This is a genomic window from Kitasatospora acidiphila, from assembly GCF_006636205.1.
Taxonomy (GTDB): Bacteria; Actinomycetota; Actinomycetes; order Streptomycetales; family Streptomycetaceae; genus Kitasatospora; species Kitasatospora acidiphila.
On the sequence record NZ_VIGB01000003.1, the window covers coordinates 5,754,801 to 5,773,376 of the forward strand.

General features: G+C 71.5%; 19 protein-coding genes and 2 tRNA genes. 7 read left to right on the forward strand and 14 right to left on the reverse strand.

Annotation, left to right across the window (positions count from 1 at the left end; all coding sequences use genetic code 11):
* Positions 1-120: 120 nt before the first annotated feature.
* Complete coding sequence (locus E6W39_RS27345; RefSeq protein ID WP_101381654.1) at positions 121-546, reverse strand: OsmC family protein; 426 nt, start codon at positions 544-546, stop codon at positions 121-123.
* A 75-nt stretch (positions 547-621) separates the two neighbouring features.
* The gene (locus E6W39_RS27350; RefSeq protein ID WP_141635764.1) at positions 622-1,389 is read right to left on the reverse strand and encodes a VOC family protein; all 768 of its coding nucleotides are present in this window, start codon (positions 1,387-1,389) and stop codon (positions 622-624) included.
* Positions 1,390-1,603: 214 nt separating this feature from the next.
* Between E6W39_RS27350 and E6W39_RS27355 the strand changes: the two genes are divergently transcribed.
* Complete coding sequence (locus tag E6W39_RS27355) at positions 1,604-1,945, forward strand: chorismate mutase (RefSeq protein ID WP_101381656.1); 342 nt, start codon at positions 1,604-1,606, stop codon at positions 1,943-1,945.
* A gap of 91 nt (positions 1,946-2,036) precedes the next feature.
* Here E6W39_RS27355 and E6W39_RS27360 read toward each other — a convergent pair whose 3' ends face one another.
* From E6W39_RS27360 to E6W39_RS27365, 3 genes are all read right to left on the reverse strand, one after another.
* Positions 2,037-2,237, reverse strand: a complete 201-nt coding sequence (locus tag E6W39_RS27360) for an acyl-CoA carboxylase subunit epsilon (protein WP_141635765.1) — start codon at positions 2,235-2,237, stop codon at positions 2,037-2,039.
* A 104-nt stretch (positions 2,238-2,341) separates the two neighbouring features.
* The gene (locus E6W39_RS39730) at positions 2,342-2,518 is read right to left on the reverse strand and encodes a hypothetical protein (protein WP_181799465.1); all 177 of its coding nucleotides are present in this window, start codon (positions 2,516-2,518) and stop codon (positions 2,342-2,344) included.
* Positions 2,519-2,620: 102 nt separating this feature from the next.
* Positions 2,621-3,598 carry an EamA family transporter gene (locus E6W39_RS27365; RefSeq protein WP_141635766.1) on the reverse strand — a complete coding sequence of 326 codons (978 nt, stop codon included), beginning with the start codon at positions 3,596-3,598 and terminating at the stop codon, positions 2,621-2,623.
* Between the two features lie 95 nt (positions 3,599-3,693).
* On the opposite strand from E6W39_RS27365, the gene E6W39_RS27370 reads away from it, so the two are divergent.
* On the forward strand, positions 3,694-4,014 hold the full coding sequence (locus E6W39_RS27370; RefSeq protein ID WP_141635767.1) for a hypothetical protein: 321 nt from the start codon (positions 3,694-3,696) through the stop codon (positions 4,012-4,014).
* On the opposite strand, the gene E6W39_RS27375 is transcribed toward E6W39_RS27370, so the two are convergent.
* The 4 genes from E6W39_RS27375 to E6W39_RS27390 all read right to left on the reverse strand — a co-directional run bounded on the left by E6W39_RS27375 (position 3,977) and on the right by E6W39_RS27390 (position 6,497).
* Entirely contained in the window at positions 3,977-4,513 is a 537-nt protein-coding gene (locus E6W39_RS27375; RefSeq protein ID WP_181799466.1) for a transglycosylase domain-containing protein, read from the reverse strand. The genes E6W39_RS27370 and E6W39_RS27375 overlap by 38 nt on opposite strands.
* Positions 4,514-4,687: 174 nt before the next feature.
* Positions 4,688-5,845, reverse strand: a complete 1,158-nt coding sequence (locus tag E6W39_RS27380; RefSeq protein ID WP_228718385.1) for a sensor histidine kinase — start codon at positions 5,843-5,845, stop codon at positions 4,688-4,690.
* Between the two features lie 83 nt (positions 5,846-5,928).
* Positions 5,929-6,002 (reverse strand) — tRNA-Lys (locus E6W39_RS27385).
* A gap of 27 nt (positions 6,003-6,029) precedes the next feature.
* A complete protein-coding gene (locus tag E6W39_RS27390; RefSeq protein ID WP_141635769.1) occupies positions 6,030-6,497 on the reverse strand; it encodes a MarR family winged helix-turn-helix transcriptional regulator in 468 nt (155 codons plus the stop codon).
* A gap of 64 nt (positions 6,498-6,561) precedes the next feature.
* Between E6W39_RS27390 and E6W39_RS27395 the strand changes: the two genes are divergently transcribed.
* Complete coding sequence (locus tag E6W39_RS27395; RefSeq protein ID WP_141635770.1) at positions 6,562-6,969, forward strand: VOC family protein; 408 nt, start codon at positions 6,562-6,564, stop codon at positions 6,967-6,969.
* Here E6W39_RS27395 and E6W39_RS27400 read toward each other — a convergent pair.
* From E6W39_RS27400 to E6W39_RS27420, 5 genes are all read right to left on the reverse strand, one after another.
* Positions 6,963-7,538: a DJ-1/PfpI family protein gene (locus E6W39_RS27400; protein WP_141635771.1), complete on the reverse strand. Its 576-nt coding sequence runs from the start codon at positions 7,536-7,538 to the stop codon at positions 6,963-6,965. The genes E6W39_RS27395 and E6W39_RS27400 overlap by 7 nt on opposite strands.
* A gap of 158 nt (positions 7,539-7,696) precedes the next feature.
* A tRNA-Lys gene (locus tag E6W39_RS27405) sits at positions 7,697-7,770 on the reverse strand.
* A gap of 98 nt (positions 7,771-7,868) precedes the next feature.
* Positions 7,869-9,920, reverse strand: a complete 2,052-nt coding sequence (locus E6W39_RS27410; RefSeq protein WP_141635772.1) for an ABC transporter ATP-binding protein — start codon at positions 9,918-9,920, stop codon at positions 7,869-7,871.
* On the reverse strand, positions 9,917-10,894 hold the full coding sequence (locus E6W39_RS27415; protein WP_141635773.1) for an ABC transporter permease: 978 nt from the start codon (positions 10,892-10,894) through the stop codon (positions 9,917-9,919). The genes E6W39_RS27410 and E6W39_RS27415 overlap by 4 nt, the downstream gene beginning before the upstream one ends.
* Positions 10,894-11,877: an ABC transporter permease gene (locus tag E6W39_RS27420; protein ID WP_141635774.1), complete on the reverse strand. Its 984-nt coding sequence runs from the start codon at positions 11,875-11,877 to the stop codon at positions 10,894-10,896. Before E6W39_RS27420 ends, E6W39_RS27415 begins: the two co-directional genes overlap by 1 nt.
* 385 nt (positions 11,878-12,262) lie before the next feature.
* On the opposite strand from E6W39_RS27420, the gene E6W39_RS27425 reads away from it, so the two are divergent.
* From E6W39_RS27425 to E6W39_RS27440, 4 genes are all read left to right on the forward strand, one after another.
* Entirely contained in the window at positions 12,263-13,975 is a 1,713-nt protein-coding gene (locus E6W39_RS27425; protein ID WP_141635775.1) for an ABC transporter family substrate-binding protein, read from the forward strand.
* A 341-nt stretch (positions 13,976-14,316) separates the two neighbouring features.
* Positions 14,317-15,558 carry an RNA-guided endonuclease InsQ/TnpB family protein gene (locus E6W39_RS27430; protein ID WP_141635776.1) on the forward strand — a complete coding sequence of 414 codons (1,242 nt, stop codon included), beginning with the start codon at positions 14,317-14,319 and terminating at the stop codon, positions 15,556-15,558.
* 131 nt (positions 15,559-15,689) lie between these two features.
* Positions 15,690-16,331, forward strand: a complete 642-nt coding sequence (locus tag E6W39_RS27435) for a pentapeptide repeat-containing protein (protein WP_101381667.1) — start codon at positions 15,690-15,692, stop codon at positions 16,329-16,331.
* A gap of 149 nt (positions 16,332-16,480) precedes the next feature.
* The gene (locus tag E6W39_RS27440) at positions 16,481-18,532 is read left to right on the forward strand and encodes a phosphocholine-specific phospholipase C (RefSeq protein ID WP_141635777.1); all 2,052 of its coding nucleotides are present in this window, start codon (positions 16,481-16,483) and stop codon (positions 18,530-18,532) included.
* The last annotated feature ends 44 nt before the right edge of the window (positions 18,533-18,576 follow it).

Consider the following 18,576-nt stretch of genomic DNA (forward strand, 5'->3'; position numbering starts at 1 on the left):
GTTGGAATTCGGGGGCGGCTCCGGCTCGGGCGGCGCACCCCCGGCGGCCGGGCGGGGGTGCGCGCCGGGGGCGTGCGCGTGTGGTCAGCCGTCCGATCAGGCAGCTGATCTGCTGGTATGTCAGGCCAGTTCGGCGGAGAGCGTGATCGTGGTGCCGGTCAGCGCCTGGCTCACCGGGCAGTTCTTCTTGGCGTCCTCGGCGGCGGCGACGAAGCCCTGCTCGTCGAGGCCGGGCACCTCGCCGCGCACGCTCAGGTGGATGCCGGTGATGCCCTCGCCGGGCTGGAAGGTCACCTCGGCCTTGGTCTCCAGCCGCGCGGGCGGGGTGCCCGCGCCGGCCAGGGCGTGCGACAGCGCCATCGAGAAGCAGGACGAGTGGGCGGCGCCGATCAGCTCCTCCGGGCTGGTCCGGCCGTTCGCCTGCTCCGCCCGGGAGGCCCAGGTGACCGGCTGGTCGCCGATGCCGGAGGAGTCGAAGCTCACGATGCCCGAGCCCTTGAGGAGATCACCCTGCCAGACGGTGTGCGCGGTGCGAGTGGTTGCCACGATCGGTACCTCCTGCTGTCGTTGTGTCAGTTCCGGTCACGCCGCGCCCAGCCTAAGCGCTGAGGGCGGCCGACCTCAGGGAAGCTGGCAGAGAGTCAGCTGGGCGCCGCTCGGATCGCCGCACGGCACCAGCCGCCCGTACGGCGAGTCGAACGGCTCGCGCAGCACCCGGCCGCCCAGCCCCGCCACCTGCTCGGCCGCGTGGTCGGCGTCGACCACCGCGAAGTGGACGGCCCAGAACGGCCGCGGCACCGGGGCGCGGTAGCGGCCGCAGACCGGCAGGCCGTTCGAGCCGGGCACGCTCCAGGCCGTGTAGTCGAAATCGCGCCCGTCGCCCATCTGCTTCTGCTGGTACGGGAAGAGCGCCGCGTAGAAGGCGTCCGCCGGCTCGGCCCGCGGGCAGGTCAGCTCGTGCCAGCACATCGCGCCCGGCTCGCCGTAGACCGCCGCCCCGGCGTGCCCGCCCGGCTGCCAGAGGCCGAAGGCGGCACCGACCGGGTCGAAGGCGTAGGCCAGCCGCCCCGCGTCCGGCACCTGGCGCGGGGCGAGCACGCCCTCGCCGCCCGCCTCGGCCACCCGCCGGTAGGCGGCGTCCAGGTCGGCCGCCGCCAGATAGACATTCCAGGCCGGCGGCAGCCGTTCGGCCCCGGCCGGCGGGGGCACCAGCCCGGCGGCCGGCCGGCCCTCGCTCAGGCACATCGTGTAGCCGCGGTGGGCGGGGCCGAGTTCCTCGAACTCCCAGCCCAGGATCGGACCGTAGAAGTCCTGGGCGGCGAGCGGGTCGGCGCAGGTCAGGTCGGCCCAGCAGGGGGCGCCGTCGGGGTAGGAGTCGCGCACGGGCATCGGGGCGGGGGCCTTTCGGGAGCGGGGGTGCCGGTGCGGTCATGATCCGACCCGACGTCACGTTCGGCAACCGGATGCCTCCGGATGGTGAGCTGTCCATATGTCGGACGATTCACCCAAAACGACTCGGCTCGGATCCCGTGGGCTGTTAGATTTGCCCGGCCCGTGCGGTTCGGCCGGGCAGTCCCCTGGCCCCGGCACCCGGAGCAGACCCATGACCGAGCAGCCCACCGCCTCCCTGGACGAGGTCGACCCGGCCGTCCGCGCCGAGCTGGCCGGACTGCGGCAGAGCATCGACAACATCGACGCCGCCGTGGTGCACATGCTCGCCGAGCGGTTCAAGGCCACCCAGCGGGTCGGCCGGCTCAAGGCCGAGCACCGGCTCCCGGCCGCCGATCCGGCCCGGGAGCGCGACCAGATCGGGCGGCTGCGCGAGCTCGCGGCCGGGGCCCATCTGGACCCGGTCTTCGCGGAGAAGTTCCTCAACTTCATCATCGCCGAGGTGATCCGCCATCACGAGGCGATCGCCCGGGACGCCGAGGGCGGCGAGGCCTGACGGCCCGTCGGCCGGGCCGCACTGGCGGCCCAGGCTGGGCTACGGCGGCACGGGCGGCCTGAGCTGAGCTACGGCCGCACTGCCGGCCGTCCTAGCTCAGCTTGCTGCGGCGGCCGCGGGGGGCCGGCGCGCGGCGGGTCCGGGCCGGGCGGGACGGTCGCACGTCCCGCTGCGGCGACTCCTCGCGCGGCGCGGCCGCGTCGCGCAGCCGGGCGGCCAGCAGCGCGGCCGCCGTCGCAGCCTCGGGGCGGTGATGCCGTGCCGCTGGGCCGCCACGTGGTGCACGTCGCACCAGAGCGGGCTGGCCGCGCTCCCGTCCGACCAGCGCAGGCCCTCGGGCGGCAGGTAGTGCACCCCGCACACAGCGCACTGGAAGACGGAACGCATGCTGGCCTCCTACTGGATCCGGCCCGAGCCGTGGCACGTGCTGCACGGGCCAGTGTAGGTCTCGGTGACGGCCTCCTGGGTGCCGTCGGGGTTGGTGATCACACTGTGCCTGGTCTGCTCGGTGACGCCGGAGCCCCCGCAGGCGTAGCAGGCTATCGGCTGATGTGACAAGGCCGTTGCGGTCATGGTCGGCCCCCGTTCGAGCTGCGCCGTGCGTCGCGTCCACCGGGGAGGTACCCCGGTGCACGCGGGTTCACGCAGGTGGGAGGCGGTCGATCTGACGCAGCGTCAGGGCTGGGCGGGGCAGCTTTCGGTGGTCGACGGTTCGGTCGGCGCCGGAGCGGGTCCGGTGGCCGCGGGCTCGCTCGGGCGGCTGGTCTGCGCGACCAGCGCGCCCAGCAGCACCAGCACGCCCCCGAAGAGCTGGGGCGCCGCCAGGTGCTCGCCGAGCACGAACCAGGCGAGCACGGTGGCCACCACCGCCTCGATGTTGGCGACCACGCCGGCCACCGGCGGCGAGAGGTGGCCGACCGAGACCACGCCGGTCAGATAGGCGATCACGGTGGCGACCAGCACCATCCAGGCCGCCGGCAGCAGCGCCGGCACCTGGTGCCCGGCCAGCACGGCATGGCCGCCCAGCTTCGACCAGTGGGCGTTCCACGGGCGGGCGATCACGGTGAGGGCCAGCGCACCGACCAGCAGGCCGTAGGCCGAGACACCCATGGGGTCGGCGGGCTTGTCGCCGCGACTGCTCGCATCGGCCAGCACGAAGTAGCCCACCTGGCAGCAGGCCGCGCACAGCCCGAAGAGCACGCCGAGCGCGTCGAACCGCAGCCCCTGCCAGGCCTGGACCACGCAGACCAGCCCGCCGACCGCCACCACGGCACCCATCGCCGCCCGCAGCGTGACCGGCTTGCGCTGCACGAACCGGACGTAGCAGAGCAGCAGCGGCGGCCCGAAGTACTCCAGCATCAGCGCCACCCCGACCGGGATCCGGGAGATCGCCGCGAAGTACCACGCCTGCACCCCGGCGACCCCGAGCAGTCCGAAGCCGATCAGCAGCCCGGGCCGCTCCCGCACGATCGCCCGGTGCCGCCAGGCCAGCGGCAGCAGCAGCACGGCGGCACCGGTGCAGCGCAGCCAGACCACGTGCAGCGGCGACAGGCCGGCCTCGATCAGCGGTTTGGCGGCCGCGCCGGAGCTGCCGAAGGAGAACGCGGATATCAGGGCGAGGGTGAGGCCGACGGCCCGTCGGGAGGAGCGCATCCGGGCATTCTTCCAGGTCAGGGGCGTCTACGACAGGTCCTGGTCAACAGGCGGACAGCCTGGGCAGGAGCTGGGATCAGCCTGTGGGTGCCAGGGTGCGTTCGGCGGCCGACGGGTTGGCGGTGGGCGTGGGAGTCGTCGGGCGCGCGGTGCTCGGCGAGGGCGAGGGGGACGCCGGCGGGGTGCTCGGCCGGGGCGCCGGCGGGACCGCCGGGGCGCTGGGTGTGCCGGGTGCGGCAGGTGCGGCGGGTCCGCCGGTGGCCGGGGCGGTGGTCGGGGGCGGCGTTGCCGCGGGGGTGCTCGGGGCCGTCGAGGGCGCCGCCGGGCTCGACGGCGCGGTGGTCGCCGGGCTGGTGCCGCCGACCGGGCCGGCGGACTTCACCGCGGCGGGCGCGGCGAAATCGCGGACCGGCTGAGCTCGCGGGCCTTGCGGCTGACGGTCTGCTGGTGGGTCAGGTAGGCGTTCTTGACGTACTGCTGGGTGATCGTCGAACCGCCCTGGGTGCCCTGCCCGGTGAGGGTGTTCCAGCCGGCCCGCAGCAGCGCCGACGGGTTGACCGCGCCCTCCCGGTAGAACGACCGGTCCTCGGCGGCCAGCACGGCGTGCTGCGCCTCGGGGGAGACCTGGTCCAGGGCCACGCTCTGCCGGTTGGTCTCGCCGGTCTGGGCGAGCACCGTGCCGTCCCGGTAGAGCCAGGTGTTGCGCTGGGCGGTGGCGGCGGCGTGCGCGTCCGGCACCTTGACCAGCAGGAGGCCCAGCCCCAGGAAGCCGGCGCAGCCCAGCAGCACGGTGAGCGTCGAGAAGAGTGCGAACCGCCGGGTGGGTATCAGGCGGCGCCAGCCGGCGCGGCGCGGACGTCCGGAGCGCAGCAGCCGGCGCAGCCGGGACACGGGGGCGGAGGTCGGTCGCGGCACGGGACCAGGCCTTTCTGCGAGCCCCGTGCCGGTCGGTGCACGCGGTCGGTCGATCGCTGGGACAGGTGAACCGTGTCAGCCTGCCGGGCGATCTCCGAGGCTGGTAGGGACCTTTGTCCCTTTCTGATGTGATCTTGGCCGATCACGTGTGATCTGTCCGGTATGGGCCTGGGGTCAGGCCGCCTGAGGGTCCGCCTGGCGGGGCAGCGGCAGCCAGAGCGCCACCTCGAAGCCGCCGGCGGTGGTGGCCTGCGCCGTGATCCGCCCGCCCAGCAGCCCGGCCCGCTCGCGCAGTCCGATCAGGCCGTGGTGCCCGCCCGGCAGCGAGCCCGCCGCCGCACCGACCCGGGGCGCGGCGTTGCACACGCTGACCCGCAGGCAGTCCGCCTCGACCTGGACCCGCACCTCGGTCGCCGCGTCGGGCGCGTGCTTGCGGACGTTGGTCAGCGCCTCCTGGACGGTGCGGTAGGCGGCCCGCTCCACCGGCTCGGGCAGCGGGCGGGCGGCCGGGTCGTGGCCCTCGATCCGCAGCGTGGCGGCCACCTCGGCGGCGCCGACCAGCCGGGGCAGATCGGCCAGCCGGGGCTGCGGGACCAGCTCGGTCGGGCCGGCCCCGGCCGCGCGCAGCACCAGGATCATCGAGCGCAGCTCCTCCAGGGTGGCCACCGCGAGCCCGCGCAGGGTGGCGGCGGTCTCCCTGGTCTGCGGGTCCTTGGTGGTCACCTGCAGGGCGCCGGCCTGGACCGCGATCAGGCCCGCCTGGTGCGAGACCACGTCGTGCATCTCGCGGGCGATCCGGGCCCGCTCCTCGGCGACCACGGTCTTGGCGTAGAGCATCCGCTCGACGTCGCGCAGCTCGGCGAGCTCGGCGACCCGCGCCGAGAGGTCCTCGCGGGTGCGGACCAGCAGGCCCAGGACCACCGGGCCGGCGGCGAGCATCACGGCGTAGATCAGGTGCTGGGTGATGTCGCTGAGGGTCTCCCGTGGCAGTGAGGTGATCGGCCAGGGCAGGAAGCTGCCGACCGCCACCAGCCCCAGGGCCAGCTGCTTCTGCCAGGCCGGCCGCTCGCTGCGGGCCACCGTGTAGACGGCGATCATCGGGGCGACCAGGGCGCTGCCCGCGAACAGGCCGGGCAGGGTGAGCAGCAGCACGGTCCGCGGCCAGCGGCGGCGGACCACCAGCACCACGGCGGCGGCCGCCGAGACCCAGAAGTGCCAGTCGCGGGGCGGCGGGAAGTTCAGCAGGGCGTCGGCCAGGGCCGGGACCACGAGTGCGAGATCGACCGCCCAGGCCGGGACGGACCACCGCCGGAGAGTGTCCACGAGGCTCACAGGTGTCTCCGATCAGCGCGGAAAGCGCGCTTCGACGCCGAAAAGGCGCTCCTTCAGGTGAAGGAGCGCCTTTTCTGTTTGGGTGCGCCGCCAGGGACTCGAACCCCGGACCCGCTGATTAAGAGTCAGCTGCTCTAACCAACTGAGCTAGCGGCGCCCGTTCAACGCAGTGAACATTACCTGATCAGCGGCCGGGTTCTGAAATCGAGCTGCCGGAGACCGGCGGGGCCTGGTGCAGCCGGAGCAGCAGCCGGTGCAGCAGGGCCCGCTCGTCGGCGTCGAGCGGGGCGAGCACCTCGTTCTGCACGGCGCGGGCCTGCCGGAGCAGCTCGGCCAGCGCGGTGCGGCCGGTCGGGGTGAGGCTCACCTGGATCCGGCGGCGGTCGGTGCTGGAGCGGGTCCGGTCGACCTGGCCGGCCCGGGTCAGGTCGTCCAGCACCTTGACCAGGTCGCTGGGGTCGATGGCCAGCCGGGTCGCCAGCTCGCGCTGCACCTGGGGGCCGAAGTCGGCGAGCGCGGCCAGCACCGCCAGGTGCCACAACCGCTGCTCCCGCTCGGCGAGCCGGGCGGCGAGCCGGGCCCGGGCGGTCCGGCCGGTCCGGGCGAGCAGGAAGCTGGTCAGGTCGAGCAGGCTCGGCGGCACGGTTTCCATGACCGGATTGTAGGGTGAGCACCAATAGTGGGTGGTGACCCACTAATACTCCAGGGAGGGAACCATGGACGCGCTGTACCCACGACTGCTGGTCACCCGGTTCGCCGAGTGCTTCCGGTTCTACGACGCCGTACTGCCCGAGCTGTGCGGCGCGGTGCGGCGCAAGGGCGACGCCGGCGGCCCGTACGCCAACTGGGACGTCGACGACCAGGCCGTCCTGGTGCTCTTCGACCGCGCCGCGATGGCCCGGGTGGCCGGCACCGCGGCGCTGCCCGCCAGTGCGGCGCCGACCCAGGACGCGGTGATGCTGGTGCACCGGGTCGCCGACGTGGCCGCGGCGCTGGCGCACTGCCTGGCGCACGGCGGCACGCCGGTGGCCGGGCCCACCGACCGCCCCGAGTGGGGGCCCGGCCTGCGCACCGCGCACCTGCGCGACCCGGAGGGCACGCTGATCGAGCTGCAGTCCTACTGACCGCCGTTGGCGGGCGCCTTGGTCCGCAGGATCTCGATGAAGGCGCCCAGCCAGGCAGGGTGGTCCGGCCAGGCCCGGGCCGAGACCAGCATGCCGTCGACCACCGCCTCGCCGTCCCGGTAGGTCGCGCCCGCAGCCCGCACATCCGGCTCCAGCGCCGGGTAGGCGGCCGTGGTGCGGCCGGCCAGCACCTCGGCGGCGGCGGTGATCTGCGGGCCGTGGCAGATCTGCGCGACCGGCTTGTCGGCCTCGAAGAAGTGCTTGGTGATCCGCCGCACCTCGGGGTCGTTGCGCAGGTACTCGGGCGCCCGCCCGCCGGGGATCACCAGCGCCGCGTACTCGGTCGGGTCGACCTCGGCGAAGGCCAGGTCGGCGGGCCAGGTGTAGCCGGGCTTCTCGGTGTAGGTGTCGAAGCCCTCCACGAAGTCGTGCACCACGAACTGCAGCTTCTTGCGGCTCGGCGCGGCGATGTCGACCTGGTAGCCCTCCTCGAGCAGCCGCTGGTAGGGGTAGAGCACCTCCAGGGACTCCGCCGCGTCCCCGGTGACGAGCAGCACCTTCACGGCCATGGCCGGCCTCGATTCTCGAAAAGCGGTCCGCAGCGGACCGATGCTCAACGGACTGTGAGTGCGTGATCACGTCGCACGCATGCTGCTGCATGCCCAACCCGGTCGAGCCGAAACGCCGAAGGGCCCCTCGCTCTCGCGAGAGGCCCTTCGGCTGTCGGTGCGCCGCCAGGGACTCGAACCCCGGACCCGCTGATTAAGAGTCAGCTGCTCTAACCAACTGAGCTAGCGGCGCCTGCTGACAGACCGGAACATTACACGACCAAAGGGGAAACACCGAATCGTCAGCACTCGAACACGCAAGGTCATGGCCGGCCTTCATCCGGCTGGCCTTTACTCCTCGCCCCAGTGGCAGGCCGCCCCGTGCTCCGCCGCGGCCTCCAGCGCCGGCGCCTGCTGCTCGCAGCGGCCGCGCTGCTCGGCGCCGAGCGTCGCGTAGAGCGGGCAGCGGGTGCGGAACGCGCAGCCGGTCGGCCGGGAGGTGGGGGAGGGCGGGTCGCCGGGGAGCAGGATCCGGGTGCGGCTGCGCTCGGCGACCGGATCGGGGAGCGGGACGGCGGACAGCAGTGCCCGGGTGTAGGGGTGGCGCGGGGTGTTGAACACGTCGGCGACCGGGCCCTGTTCGACGGTGCGGCCCAGGTACATCACGCTGACCCGGTCGGCGAGGTGGCGGATCACCGAGAGGTCGTGCGAGACGAACAGGTAGGAGAGGTCGAGGGTGGCCTTCAGCTCCTGGAGCAGGTTGAGCACGCCGGCCTGGATGGAGACGTCCAGGGCGGAGACCGGCTCGTCCAGCACCAGCAGCTGCGGGGAGACGGCCAACGCCCGGGCGATCGAGATGCGTTGGCGCTGGCCGCCGGAGAACTCGTGCGGGTAGCGGGCGGCGTGGGCCGGCTCCAGGCCGACCTGGGTGAGCAACTCCGGTATCCGGGCCGCGATCCGCTCCCGGGGTGCCCGCTGGGCCTGCAGCGGTTCGGCGATGATGTCGCCGATCGGCAGCCGCGGATCCAGGCTGGCCATCGGATCCTGGAAGACGATCTGCAGCTGGGCGCGGAGCCGGTGGACGGCCTCCCGGGAGAGTACGGCGGTGTCCTGGCCGAGCAGTTCGATCCGGCCGGCCTCCGGTGCGGTCAGGCCGAGGATCTCGAAGAGCGTGGTGGACTTGCCGGAGCCGGACTCGCCGACCAGGCCCAGGGTTTCGCCGCGCCGGATGTCCAGGTGCACCCCGTCGACGGCGTACACCTCGCCCACCTTGCGCTTGACCACGGTGCCCTTGAGCACCGGGAAGGTCTTGGCCAGCCCGGTCACCCGGAGCACCTGGGGGAGCTCGGAGCGGTCCACCGGCCGGGCGGCGGGCGCAAGGCGGGGGACGGGGTAGACCTCGGCGGGGGCGGGGCGCTCGGTGGCCAGCCGGTCGGCGCGCAGGCAGGCGGCCTGGTGGCCGTCGGTGCCGGTGAGCGGCGGCTCGGCGGTGCGGCAGTCGTCGCCGGCCAGCGGGCAGCGCGGGGCGAACGGGCAGCCGGGCGGCAGGTCGACCAGCGCGGGCGGGTTGCCGGGGATCGGCACCAGCGGTCCGCCGTCCCGGTCCAGCCGGGGGACGGCGCCGATCAGCCCGAGGGTGTACGGGTGGCGCGGGGCGCCGAACAGCTCGTCCACCGGGGCGGATTCGACGACCCGGCCCGCGTACATCACCGCGACCCGGTCGGCCATCTGGGCGATCACCCCGAGGTCGTGGCTGACCAGCACGAGCGCGGCGCCGGTCTCCCGCTGCGCGGTCCGCAGCACGTCCAGGACCTGGGCCTGGATGGTGACGTCCAGGGCGGTGGTGGGCTCGTCGGCGAGCAGGATGTCCGGCTCGTTGGCCACCGCCATGGCGATCATGGCGCGCTGCCGCATGCCGCCGCTGAACTCGTGCGGGAAGCTGTCCAGCGCCCGGTCCGGGTCCGGGATGCCGACCAGGTCGAGCAGTTCGGCGGCGCGGCGGCGGGCCGCGGCCTTGTCGGACTTCTGGTGGGCCCGGACGGCCTCGGCGATCTGGTCGCCGATCCGGTAGACCGGGGTGAACGCGGAGAGCGGGTCCTGGAAGACCATGGCGATCCGGCGGCCGCGGATCCGGGCCAGCTCACCGGGCGGCAGACCGATCAGCTCCCGTCCGTCGAGCGCCACCGAGCCGCGCACCGCGGCGGTGCCGGGCAGCAGGCCGAGCACCGACAGCGCGGTGACCGACTTGCCGGAGCCGGACTCGCCGACGATGCCAAGGGTCTCGCCGCGGCGCAGCGTCAGATCGACGCCGCGCACGGCGGTGACGGTGCCGCGGCCCCGGGCGCCGGCGAAGTCCACCCGCAGGTCGCGGATGGTGAGCAGCTCGGTGGCGGTGGTGGTCACGCGGTTCCTTCGGCGTCGAGGGCGGGTGCGGCGCCGCGGCTGTCCGGGGCGGTGGCGGTGGTGGCGGCGGCGCGCCGGCGCAGGGCGCGCAGCGCCCGGCGGGAGGGCCGGCGGCCGGCCGCCGCGGTGGGGTCGAGGGCGTCCCGCAGGCCGTCGCCGACCAGGTTGACGGCGAGTACGAAGAGCACCAGCAGGCCAGCCGCGTAGTAGAACATCCACGGGTAGGTGGGTGCCGAGTCGGTGCCGGCGGCGATCAGGGTGCCGAGCGAGACGTCGGGCGGCTGCACGCCGAAGCCGAAGTAGGAGAGCATGGTCTCGTTCATCACGGCCGCGCCGACCGCGATGGTGGCGTCCACGATCAGGTAGGACGCGCAGTTGGGCAGGATGTGCCGCCAGATGATGCGCAGCGGGCGCACCCCCATGAAGCGGGCGGCGCGGACGAACTCGCGTTCCTTCAACGAGATCGTCATGGACCGCACCACCCGGGCGGTGATCATCCAGTTGAACGCGGCGAGCAGCACCACGAAGGCCAGCCAGCCGCTGCTCTTCAGCTGGGGCGAGACGATGGTGATGACCAGGAAGCTGGGGAAGACCAGCATCAGGTCGACGAAGAAGATCAGCAACCGGTCGGTCCAGCCCCCGAAGTAGCCGGCGCAGGCGCCGACCAGGCCGGCCAGGCCGGTGGAGAGCAGCGCCACCAGCAGGCCGATGATCAGCGACTTCTGCAGCCCGCGCAGGGTCTGGGCGTAGACGTCCTGGCCGAGTCCGGCGGTGCCGAACCAGTGCTGGGCGGACGGCGGTTGGCTCAGTGCCCCGTAGTCGACGTCGGTGTACTTCCAGTGCGTCAGGTACGGGCCGACGAAGGCGAGCAGGAAGAGCAGCACCACGATGCCACCGCCGACCACCACGCCGGGGGAGGCCAGCAGCCGGCCCAGTACCAGGCGGCCGCGGCTGCGCGGCGCGTCGCCGGCCATCAGGCACGCACCCGCGGGTCGAGGGCCGCGTGCAGGGTGTCGGCCAGGAGGCCGGAGACCAGCACCGTCACCGCCGTGAACAGGGTCACCGCCACCACCGAGTTCGTGTCGTTCTCATAGATCGATTTGATGAACCACTCGCCCATGCCGTGCCAGCCGAAGATGATCTCGGTGAAGGTGGCGCCGGTGAAGACGCCAAGGAAGTTGTAGGCGAACAGGGTCGACATCGGGATCACCGCGGTGCGCAGGCCGTGCTTGATCAGCGCGTGGCGCCGGGTGAGGCCCTTGGCCTCGGCGGTGCGCAGGTAGTCCGAACCCAGCACGTCCAGCATGGTGCCGCGCTGGTAGCGGCTGTAGGTGGCCAGGCCCATCAGGGCGAGCGAGAGGGTGGGCAGCAGCAGGTGCACCGCCCAGTCGGCCAGGTGCGCGCCCAACCCGCCGCTCAGGCCCGGGGTTTCGTACCCGGTGAAGTCGATCAGCTGGTGCCCGGAGGCCTGGTTGACGGCGATCGCGCCGTTCTTCAGGAAGAGCGCCAGCAGGAAGACCGGGGTGGACAGCAGCACGAAGCAGACCACGGTCAGCACCCGGTCGGAGATCCGGTACTGGCGCACCGCCCCCCAGGCGCCGACGGCCACCCCGAGCAGCATGCCGAGCAGGCTGCCGATCACCAGCAGCCGCAGCGACACCACCAGCCGGCGACCGAACTCGGCGTTCACCGAGGTGTCGTGGATGCTCTGGCCGAGGTCGCCGTGGACCACCAGGTTCTCGGCCCAGTGGCCGAACCGCACGGTGATCGGGGTGTGCGAGTTGATGCCCAGGTCGGTGAGCTGGCGGTCCACCGCCGCGGCGGTCGGGCGCGGTTGCTTGGCCTCGAAGTAGGCGCGCGGGTTGAGCGCGCTGCTGGCCAGGGCGTAGGCCAGGAAGACCGAAACGACCAGCAGGACCACGTAGTAGGCGAGGCGCTTCGCCAAGTAGCGCAGCATCAGCGGCAGTTCCCGCCGGTGCCGGTGGCGCTCCGGAGTCTCATGACCAATTGCCTTCGTTTCGGAGGTACTTCACGCATGTCTGTGCAGCGGAATTCTGCGATCCGCCGCGGGGGCGGTCAAGACTGCGCGTCGAACGAGCTTGCCTGGTTCGGCAAACCCGCAGGTCAGAGTCAAACAGTCGGTTGCGTCAACGGTGTTGCGGGAGCATTGCGGTCGATTGCGATTCGATCAGTAGTGAACACGCTCCTCTGGTGGGCCAACTGATCCGCTGTTAGGTTCTGCTCGCTGGCTCACCTCTTTGGCTGCCCATGATCAAGGCTCGCCACACCTGGCGGGCGCCTCATGTCACTCACGCACCCCAACACCCCGGGAGGGACCCGCCATGGATGCCGCCATCCGGCCCCGCCGCCACCTCACCCGCACCCTGGTCGGAGCCGCTGCCCTCGCCCTTGCGGTGACCGGCTGCAGTTCGTCGAGCTCCGGTTCGGGCAACGGCTCCGGCGCCTCGCAGAGCGCCGCGCCAAGAGCCGACGCCGAGGACATCAATCCGCAGCCGCTGGACAACGTGAAGGACGGCGGTGAACTGCGCGAGCCGCTGCAGCAGTGGGTCACCCAGTGGAACCCGCTGCAGGTGGACGGCACCTACGGCGACTCGGTGGAGATCATGAAGATGATCGAGCCGATGCTCTTCCGGATCGACGCCAGCGGGACCTACCAGCCGGTACCGGAGTTCCTGCAGTCCGCCAAGCTGGTCTCCACCTCGCCGCAGGTGGTGCTCTACACGCTCAACCCGAAGGCCAAGTGGTCGGACGGGAAGTCGCTCAGCTACCTGGACTTCAAGGCGGTCTGGCAGGCGACCAACGGCCAGAACCCCGCCTTCAACCCCGCCTTCACCAACGGCTACAACCAGATCAGCGACGTCTCCCAGGGCGCTGACCCGACCCAGGTCAAGGTCACTTTCAGCCAGCCGTTCGCCGACTGGCAGAGCCTCTTCTACCCGCTGCTCCCGGCGGCCGCCACTTCCACCCCCGACGACTTCAACAAGGCCTGGATCGAGAAGGTGCCGATCACCGGCGGGGCCTTCAAGATCGGCTCGATCGACAAGTCGGCGCAGACCATCACCGTGGTGCCGGACCCCAACTGGTGGGGCCCCAAGCCCAAGTTGGACAAGTTCACCTACCGGGTGCTGTCCCAGCCGGCGATGACCCAGGCCTTCCTCAACAACGAGATCGACTGGACCGGCGCCGGGCGGGCCGACGCCTACGGCCAGCTGAAGGCCGACCCCAACGCGGTGATCCGCATCTCCTACCCGTGGGACGAGGTGCACATAGCGTTCGGGTCCAACGGGGCGCTGGCCGACCAGAAGGTGCGGCAGGCGCTGGAGAAGGCGCTCGACCGGTCGGCGCTGACCAAGGTGGCCAGCCAGGGGGTGCCGGTGTCGTTCCCGCTGCTCGGCAACCACCTGCTGATGACCAACCAGACCGGCTACCAGGACAACTCCGGCGAGTGGGGCAAGTTCGACCTGGCGGGCGCCAAGAAGCTGCTCGACGAGGCCGGCTGGAAGGACGCCGGGGCCGGCAAGCCGCGGACCAAGGACGGCCAGTCGCTGGAGCTGCACTACGTCATCTCGGACGGCGCCGCCCAGCAGGCCGTGGACCTGGCCACCGCCACCCAGAACATGCTGCTGCAGGCCGGGGTGAAGGTCGACGTCGACAAGGTGCCGGCCAACGACCTGAGCGACAAGTACCTCAACCTGGGCAAGTTCGACCTGGCGAGCTGGCGCAACACCGGGTCCTTCCCGCCCTCGGTGATCATCCCGTCGTACCAGATGCCGGTCGGTGACAACGTCTTCCAGAACTACTCCAAGCTCAGCACCCCGGAGATCGACGGTCTGCTGAAGCAGGCCGCGTCCACCCTGGACCCGGCCCAGGCGGCGAAGCTCTACAACCAGGCGGACGCCAAGATCTGGGAGCTGGGCCACTCCGTGGAGCTCTACCAGCGCCCCTACGTGGGTGCCTACCGCAAGGGGCTGGCCAACTTCGGCTCGGGCGGGCTGGCCGACTTCGACTACACCAAGGTCGGCTGGCAGAAGTGAGTAGGCGCCCGGTCAGCGGCGGGCGCTGCGAGCCGGGCAAGCGCTGCCGGGCAGCGCGGTGATCACGAGGTCGGTGCGGTCCACCGCCCCAGGGTGTGGCTGCCCTGGTGGTGCCGCACCGGCCTTGACCTTCCGCGTTGCCCGCAGGACGCCCTTCTCGCCGTTCCACTGGACGGGAATCTAGCCGGGCCCTGCGGCCGACTGCCGTGCGCGACACCCGGGCGCTCACCTCTGGCGGGGACGCTGTCACCCGGTTCGCGCAACTGCCGCGTCAACTCACTTTGACCGCAGGTCGATCGGCCTGATTCGCCGTCACCTGGCCAGCCTAGTAGCATGACCGCATGCAGTTGCGGTACAACTACCGAGCGTCTCCGGATGCTGCTCAGCGCCGTGCGCTGGCGAGTGCGTTCGGGTGCGCCCGCGTGGTGTGGAACGATTGCCTTCGTGCCCGCCAGGAGGCGCATGCGGCGGGATTGCCCTACGTGTCGTCGGCGGTGCTGTCGAAGACGTACATCACGCAGGCCAGGAAGGCCCCTGAGCGGGCTTGGCTGGCGGATGTGTCGGCCGTGGTGCTGCAGCAGTCCCTGCGGGATCTGGACAGCGCCTACAAGAACTTCTTCGATTCGGTCACGGGTAAGCGTAGAGGGCCGAGGGTCGCGCCGCCCCGGTACAAGTCGAAGAAGGACACTAGGCAGTCGATCAGACTCAACGCCAACGCCTTCTGCCTGCGGGGCAACGGCACGGTCTACGTGGCCAAGGTCGGCGACATCCGTGTGAAGTGGTCGAGGCCACTGCCAGCCGTCCCCACTTCCCTGACCGTGGTCAAGGATGCTGCTGGCCGGTATTTCATGAGCTTCGTCGTAGAGGCCGAGCCGCAGATCATCGAAGACCTCAACTTCACCGGGCCGCTCGACAGCGAGACGGGAATCGATCTCGGCCTGGCGCACTTCGCTGTCCTCTCCGACGGCCGGAAGATCAGCGCTCCAAAGTTCCTGCGACGGGCGGAGAAGAAGCTCAAGAAGCTGCAGAAGGACCTCAGTCGAAAGGTGAAGGGGAGCAACAACCGGGCAAGGGCCCGCGTCAAGGTTGCATGTCAGCACGCCAAGGTGGCCGACCGCCGCCGGGACTGGCACCACAAGGAATCCACGAAGATCATCCGCGACAGCCAAGCGGTATACGTGGAAGACCTCGCGGTGCGCGGCCTCGCGCGCGGGCGGCTCGCCAAGAGCGTGCACGACGCCGGATGGGCACGGTTTCTCGTCATGCTGGAGTACAAGGCCGCCAGATATGGCCGGTACTTCGCCCGCATCGGGCGCTTCGAGCCCACTTCCCAGGTCTGTTCAACCTGCGGCGTTCTGGACGGTCCCAAACCCCTCTGCGTCCGCGAGTGGACGTGCATGGAGTGTGGGGCTGTCCACGATCGCGACGTGAACGCCGCACGCAACATCCTGGCCGCCGGACGGGCGGACAGGCTAAACGCCTCGTGGAGCGCAGGTAAGACCGGGAGGATCCCGGCACAGCGCGGTGAAGCAGGAAGCCACCGAGACGGTCAGCCGACCGTGGCAGGAATCCTCGGGCTCTAGCCCGAGGTGCACGTCAAGGGCACTACGTGGTCTTCGGCGGCTTGGCCGCCGTGGCAGTGGGCGTCGGTTTGCATGCCCGCCGACCGGTGCAGGATGGCAGCACCACCTGACCCCGACCCGCGGAGCCCCCGATGCCGCTCGCCGACCAGCCGTACGCCCACCTGCTCAAGCCGCACCCCGGACCGCTGAGCCCCGACGAGCGGTACGACACCGCGCACTTCGCCGACCTGGAGCTGGACCGGGCCCGGGCGGGCGGCGCCGGCTTCCTGGAGTGCGCCTTCAGCACGGTGACGGTCACCCAGGGCGTGCTGCGCCGCGCCAGGTTCACCGAGTGCTGGCTGGAGCAGACCCGCTGGCTCTCCACCGACCTGGCGCAGAGCGAGTGGCAGGACGTCACGATCACCGGCTCGGTACTGGCCGGAGTCACGATCGGCGGCGCCCAGCTGCGCCGACTGACCCTGCGGCAGTGCAAGTTGGAGTCGGTCAACCTGCGCGGCGCGCTGCTCCAGGACGTGGTCTTCGAGGACTGCCGGATGCGTGACGTGGACTTCTCCGAGGCCCGGCTGACCGGGGTGTCGTTCCCCGGCAGCTCGCTGGAGGGAATCCGGTTCCGGCAGGCCGAGTTGGTGAAGACCGACCTGCGCGGCGCCACCCGGCTGGAGCTGACGGACGGCCATCGCGGGCTGCGCGGCGCGGTCATCTCCTCGGCCCAACTGATCGAGTTGGCCCCGCAGTTCGCCCAGGCCTTCGGAGTCGAGGTGCGCGACAGCTGACGTTCACCACGCGGCCGTTCGCTGACCTACGGGAGAACAGTCCAACAATCCTTCATGGCGAGTCCTGGCGGGTGCACGTCGAACGGGACAGGATGTGCCCCGACCACCGCCCAGTTGTGCACACAACCCGAAGGGTTGGCGATTCGACGATGACAGAGCTGAGCCGTAGAACCTTCATGGCCGTCTCGGCGAGCGCGGCGGCCGGCGCCGCCGTGGCCGGCACAGCCGGTGCGGCCGGTGCGGCACCCGCATCCGCTGCCGCGCCTGCCGGGCTCACCAGTACGGGCGCCATCACCGACGCCCGGCACATCGTGATCCTGATGCAGGAGAACCGCAGCTTCGACCACTACTTCGGCACCCTCAACGGGGTGCGCGGTTTCGGTGACCGGGCCACCATCCAACTCAGCGGCGGCTACTCGGTCTTCAACCAGCCCAACGGCACGGCCCGGCAGTACCCGTGGGCGTTCAGCGCGGGCAGCTCCGAGGAGGTCTCGCAGTGCAACGGCGACCTCTCGCACGCCTGGTCCGACCAGCACGCGGCCTGGAACGGCGGCAAGATGGACTCCTGGGTGTCGGCCAAGCGCAATGTGCGCACCCTCGGCCACCTGCGGCGCTCCGACATCCCGTTCCACTACGCGCTGGCCGACAACTGGACGATCTGCGACGCCTACCACTGCTCGGTGCTGTCGGCCACCGGCCCCAACCGCACCTACCACTGGTCCGGCATGATCGACCCGGCCGGCACCGCGGGCGGTCCGGCCTACGACGGCGGCTCGGAGTCCAACCTGCGCTGGCAGACCTACGCCGAGGCGCTGCAGGACGCCGGAGTCAGCTGGAAGGTCTACCAGAACGCGAGCGACAACTTCGGCGACAACGCCCTCGCCTACTTCAGCCAGTTCACCAGCGCCCCGGCGGGCAGCCCACTGGCGCTCCAGGGCATGGGCTCGGTACCGAGCACCACCGGCCGCACCCCCGACGACATCGCCGCCGCGATCAAGGCCGACGTGCTGGCCGGCACCCTGCCGCAGGTCTCCTGGATCGTCGCCGACCAGCAGTCCTCCGAGCACCCCTACGCCACCCCCGAGGACGGCGCGCACTTCGTGCACATGGTGATGGACGCGCTCAACGCGGACCCCGACGTCTTCAACTCCACCATCCTGCTCGTCAACTACGACGAGAACGACGGCTTCTTCGACCACGTGCCGCCGCCGGTGGCGCCGGCCGGCACCGCCGGGGAGTTCTACAACTCCACCAGCATCGGCCTCGGCTTCCGGGTGCCGCTGCTGGCCATCTCGCCCTGGAGTCGCGGCGGTTGGGTCAACTCCCAGGTCTTCGACCACACTTCGGTGCTGCGCTTCCTGGAGGTGTGGACGGCCGCGATCGGCAAGCCGGCGAGTTGCGTCAACATCAGCGCCTGGCGGCGCAAGGTGTGCGGCGACTTGACCAGCGTCTTCGACTTCGCCAACCCGGTGTACGGGATGCCGGGCCTGCCCGACACCTCGCAGACCATCGGCCTGTCCACCTGCGGCCCGCTGCCCAACCCGTCGCCGGTCGACAACGCGCTGCCCGCCCAGGAGAGCGGCACCCGCCCGGCCCGTGCACTGCCCTACCAGCCGAACGCCAACCTCGACCACCTGGAGTTCGGCTCCGGCGGCGTCATCAAGGTCTGGCTGGCGATGGACAACGCCCAGGGCACCGGCGCCAGTTCGGCGCACTTCGCGACCTACGCCAACGCCTACCGCAGCGGCGGCCCCTGGCAGTACACCGTGGACCCCGGCGCGAGCACCAGCGACTTCTACAACTGCGGCACCAACTACGGCAACGGCAAGTACGACCTGACCGTGGTCGGCCCGAACCGCTTCCTGCGCCGGTTCGTCGGCGACGCCACCAAGGCGGGCAGGGCCGCGGCCGTGGCCGCCTCCTACGCCGCCGCCCCCGACACCGGCAAGACGGCGATCTGGTTCAAGCTGACCAACAGCGGCTCCAGCGCGGTGACCTTCACCATCACCGCCACCAACTACCGCATCGACGGCCCCTGGACGTACACCGTGCAGCCGGGTGCCTCGACCAGCGACTACTTCAACGCGGTCGCCGGTGCCAACGGCTGGTACGACTTCACGGTCACCGTGAGCGGCGACAGCAGCTGGTCGCAGCGGTTCACCGGCCACCTGGAGACCGGCGCGCCGAGCGTCAGCGGCTGACCCCCGCACAACAGAGCGCTGCCGTGCCCGCCGGTCAGGCGGGC